The organism is Ilumatobacter sp. (assembly GCF_049588435.1).
GTDB lineage: Bacteria > Actinomycetota > Acidimicrobiia > Acidimicrobiales > Ilumatobacteraceae > Ilumatobacter_A.
In genome coordinates, this window is the sequence record NZ_JBAVYV010000481.1 from 1 (window position 1) to 3,970 (window position 3,970).

Here is a 3,970-nt window from a genome sequence, read left to right on the forward strand (position 1 = left end):
CCACAGCGCGGGTCCCCCGGGCTCGACATGATCGACGTCAGGCTCGCGATCCGATCGGCATGCTCGATCGCCATCGTCTGCACGATCATCCCGCCCATCGACACCCCGGCGATGTGGGCGTGATCGACACCGAGGTGATCGAGCAGACCGATGCCATCGGCGGCCATGTCCGAGAGCGTGTACGGGACGTCCGGGGTCGGTTCGCCGGCCAAGATCGCCGAGAGCACCTTCATCGGTTGTACGGCGCCCGAGAGCTTCGTCGACAGCCCGACATCGCGGTTGTCGTAGCGCACCACGTGCAACCCCTGAGCGACGAACTGCTCGCAGAGACCGGCGTCCCACCCGTTGAGCTGCGATGTGTACCCGCATACCAGCAACAGTGTCGGATCGCTCGGGTCTCCGAAGGTCTCGTACTCGAGTTCGATTCCCGTCGGGAGAGCTGCACGCGCCATCGGCCGATCATGGCAGATACCTTCGTCGCGGTGCTCATCCACGGCGACACGTTCCGCGTGCACGCCCCGGGCCGCGTCAATCTGATCGGTGAGCACACGGATTACACCGGTGGGCTCACGTTCCCGATGGCGATCGATCGCGGGACGACCCTCACCGCCACCGTCCTCGACGGGCGGATCACGCTCACTTCGGCCGATGCCCCCGGGCGCGTCGAACTCGCCCTGCCGTTCGACGCGGACCCCGCCGCACTCGACCCCGAATGGGCGCCGTTCGTCGCCGCCGTCGCGTCCGAACTCGGGGCTCACTCCGGTTTCGACGGACATCTCGAGTCCGACATCCCGACGGGAGCAGGACTGTCGTCGAGTGCCGCGCTGATGTGCGTCGTCGGACTCGCACTCGGCTTCGAGGGGTCGGCACTCGACCTCGCACGGCACGTGCGCCGCGCCGAGCACGCGGCGACCGGCGTTCCGACGGGGATCATGGACCAGTACTGCATCGCGGCGGCGACCGCGGGACATGCCACGCTCATCGACTGCACCGACCTGTCGATCGAACACGTTCCGGTGCCGGACGAGATCGAGATCGTCGTCCGCTTCATCGCCCAACGCACGCTGCGGGGTTCCGCCTATCGCGATCGTGTCGACGAGTGCGCTCGGGCGGAGGCGGCGATCGGACCGCTTCGTCTCGCCACGCCCGACCTCGTCGCCTCGATCGACGACCCGGTCGCACGCCGACGTGCCCGCCACGTCGTCGCCGAGAACCAGCGGGTCTGCGAGTTCGAGGGCGCGCTCCGGCGTGCCGACTACCCCTCGCTCGGCCGTCTGTTGCGGCAGAGCCACGCGAGCCTGCGCGACGACTTCGACACATCCACACCACAGATGGATGCCGCAGTCGACGCGCTGAACGCGTCCGATGGGGTGTTCGGGGCGCGGATGACCGGCGGCGGATTCGGTGGCTGCGTCGTCGCGATCTGTCGGCCCGGTGCCCTCACCGACGGTTGGGTCGTCAGGGCGTCGGCGGGGGCGCGAGTGCTGCCGTCAGCCGGTTGATGGCGTCGGGGGTCCGGACGCCCCACCAGAACAGGTCCTGACCGTCGACCTCGATCACCCGGGAGCCGACGATCGCCTCCGACAACTCGGCCAGGTGTGCTGCGCCGAACTCGTACGGCTCGCTGGGCACGATCACGAGGTCGGGTCGTTGCGCGGCGACCTCGTCGAGTTCGACCGTCGGATACGCCGTGTCGTCGGCGATCGCGACCAGGTGGATGCCGAGGTGCGCGAGGACGGCTCCACCGTACGTCGCCGATGAGATGGTCATCCACGGGCGCCGCCAGATCGGGACGAAGGCGGTCCGGCGAGGCGCTGGGTCATCGCCGTCGACGGACGGGACCGTCTCGACGCGAGGATCGGGAACACCCGCTGCACGGGCGAGTTCTCCGACCACCTTCAGCGCTGACGTGAGGTCGGTGACGTCCGAGACGAACACTTCCAGACCCGCTGCGACCAGCGCGTCGTGATCCTCGATCCGGTTCTCCTCCCGGTCGAGTACCACGAGGTCGGGAGCGAGCGCGACGATCTCCGCGACATCCGGATTCTTCGTCCCTCCCACATGGGTGAGCTGTGGCTGCTCGCAGAATCGGGAACAGGCGACGACATCAGCCCCGAGCGCCAACAACGTCTCGGTCGACGACGGCACCAGGCTGACGATGCGCCGACGTTCACGCCGCGGCCGGCCGCGTTCCGCTGTGGTGTCCTGGTCAGTATCCAAGGAGTCGCTCCTTCTGGGCCTGGAACTCCTCGGGGGTGAGGGTTCCGCGTGCCAGCATCGCCTCGAATCGCTCGAGACGGTCGGCGAGGTGTTCTTCGCGCTGGACGTGGATGGCGCGCTGCACCCGGCGGGGGTTGCCGATGTCGGTGAAATGCTGCTGCCCGATGTGGCCGCCGGGGTCGATCACGATCTCGCCCGAACCGACGAGCCGCTCGAAGATCGACTGGTTGAAGTACACCGCCGAGACGTGTTCGAGCGGGATCTCGATTCCCGACTTGGCCACGACGCCGCGTCGGAACACGACCCGATCGCTGGTGACCACGAACGTCGTCGTCGCCCACGTCAGGTACCGAACGATCAACCAACACGTCGAGACGACCAGGAGTCCCAACGACGCCCACGTCAGAGCGGTGTGGGTGGTTCCGTCGTCGACGGTCAGCGTGACAACCCCGACCACGATCGCCCCGACGAGCACCGCCGCCGGCTTGGCGTAGTACCACCAGTGCGGGTGCACGTCGACGGCGACCTCCTCGTCCGGATGGAGAAGCCGCCGCGGGAACGCCATGGTCCGAAACGTACCTGGACCGACGAGGGCCTTCTACGATGGGCGCGTGGATGCCGACGCGCTGATCGCCGATCTGGATCCCGACCAACGCCGGGCCGTCACGGCGAAATCACACCTGGTCGCCGTCGTCGCAGGCGCCGGCTCGGGAAAGACCCGCGTCCTCACGCGGCGGATCGCCTACCGGATCGCACTCGGTGACGCCGATCCCCGCCACACGTTGGCGCTCACCTTCACACGGGAGGCGGCCGGCGAGCTCCGACGGCGGCTCCTGCGCCTCGGAATCCGTGACCACGTCGAGGCCGGCACCTTCCACTCCGTCATGCTCCGCGTCCTCCGCCAGCGCTGGACCGACGCGGGCCGACGCCCCAAGGCGATCTCGAGCGACCGGCGGAGACTGTTGCGCGACGCTCAGAAGGAGTTCGGCTTCACCGGCGCATGGCAGAAGCTCGACGCCGCGAACAACGAGATCTCGTGGGCGATGGCTCGCGGGATCGGTCCCGACGACTATCCGGCCGCCGCACGACGAGCGGGGCGGCGACTTCCAGGCGGGGTTGCCGAGATGGCCGAGATCTTCGTCGCCTACACGCGGATCAAGACCAAGCGCGGCGTGATCGACTTCGACGACGTGCTCCTCGACGTGCTCGCCGAGGCCCGCAAGGACGCTGACTTCGCCGACGCTCTCCGGTGGCGGTTCCGGCACCTGCTCGTCGACGAGGCACAGGACCTGAACCCGGTCCAACATCGCCTCGTCGACCTCCTGCGCGCGGGCCGCGACGACCTCTTCCTCGTCGGCGACCCCGCCCAGGCCGTCTACGGGTTCAACGGTGCCGACCCGTCACTGCTCATCGAGGTCGAGGAGCGGTTCCCCGGCGTCGAGGTCGTGCGACTCCCGGTCAATCATCGCTGTACGCCACAGATCGTCGCAGCGGGAGCCCACGTGCTCGATGCAGGCGGGCAGCCCGCCGAGATCCGATCGGCGCGCGACGGCGGACCACCCGTCACGCTCTTCGCCGCGGCCGACGAAGTCGCGGGGGCGAACGTCGTCGCGTCGCGCATCGCCACCGGCGACCCCAACCTCGTGCGCTCCGGTGCCGTGGCGGTGCTCGCCCGGACCAACGCTCAGCTCCCCGCGTTCGAGGCCGCGCTCACCGAACGAGGCGTCGCGGTGAGGCAACGGGCGATGGC

5 protein-coding genes are annotated in these 3,970 nt (G+C 68.8%); 2 read left to right on the top strand and 3 right to left on the bottom strand.

Translation table 11 applies throughout. The features are described 5' to 3' along the window. A partial coding sequence (locus tag WBV89_RS18215) for an alpha/beta fold hydrolase (RefSeq protein WP_423982751.1) occupies positions 1 to 452 on the bottom strand: 452 nt, incomplete at its 3' end. Between the two features lie 9 nt (positions 453 to 461). Here WBV89_RS18215 and WBV89_RS18220 point away from each other — a divergent pair. Next, positions 462 to 1,502 carry a galactokinase gene (locus tag WBV89_RS18220; protein WP_423982752.1) on the top strand — a complete coding sequence of 347 codons (1,041 nt, stop codon included), beginning with the start codon at positions 462 to 464 and terminating at the stop codon, positions 1,500 to 1,502. Here WBV89_RS18220 and WBV89_RS18225 read toward each other — a convergent pair. Together WBV89_RS18225 and WBV89_RS18230 are read right to left on the bottom strand one after the other, a co-directional pair. Further along, positions 1,459 to 2,220, bottom strand: a complete 762-nt coding sequence (locus WBV89_RS18225; RefSeq protein WP_423982753.1) for a helical backbone metal receptor — start codon at positions 2,218 to 2,220, stop codon at positions 1,459 to 1,461. The genes WBV89_RS18220 and WBV89_RS18225 overlap by 44 nt on opposite strands. Beyond that, the gene (locus tag WBV89_RS18230) at positions 2,210 to 2,785 is read right to left on the bottom strand and encodes a PH domain-containing protein (protein ID WP_423982754.1); all 576 of its coding nucleotides are present in this window, start codon (positions 2,783 to 2,785) and stop codon (positions 2,210 to 2,212) included. The genes WBV89_RS18225 and WBV89_RS18230 overlap by 11 nt, the downstream gene beginning before the upstream one ends. 46 nt (positions 2,786 to 2,831) lie before the next feature. Here WBV89_RS18230 and WBV89_RS18235 point away from each other — a divergent pair. Beyond that, positions 2,832 to 3,970 (top strand): ATP-dependent helicase (locus WBV89_RS18235; RefSeq protein WP_423982755.1); only part of this gene is annotated, 1,139 nt, incomplete at its 3' end.

Coding starts and splice junctions, on each gene's coding strand:
- WBV89_RS18220 (WP_423982752.1), top strand. CDS start 462: ATGGCAGATACCTTCGTCGCGGTGCTCATCCACGGCGACACGTTCCGC.
- WBV89_RS18230 (WP_423982754.1), bottom strand. CDS start 2,785: ATGGCGTTCCCGCGGCGGCTTCTCCATCCGGACGAGGAGGTCGCCGTC.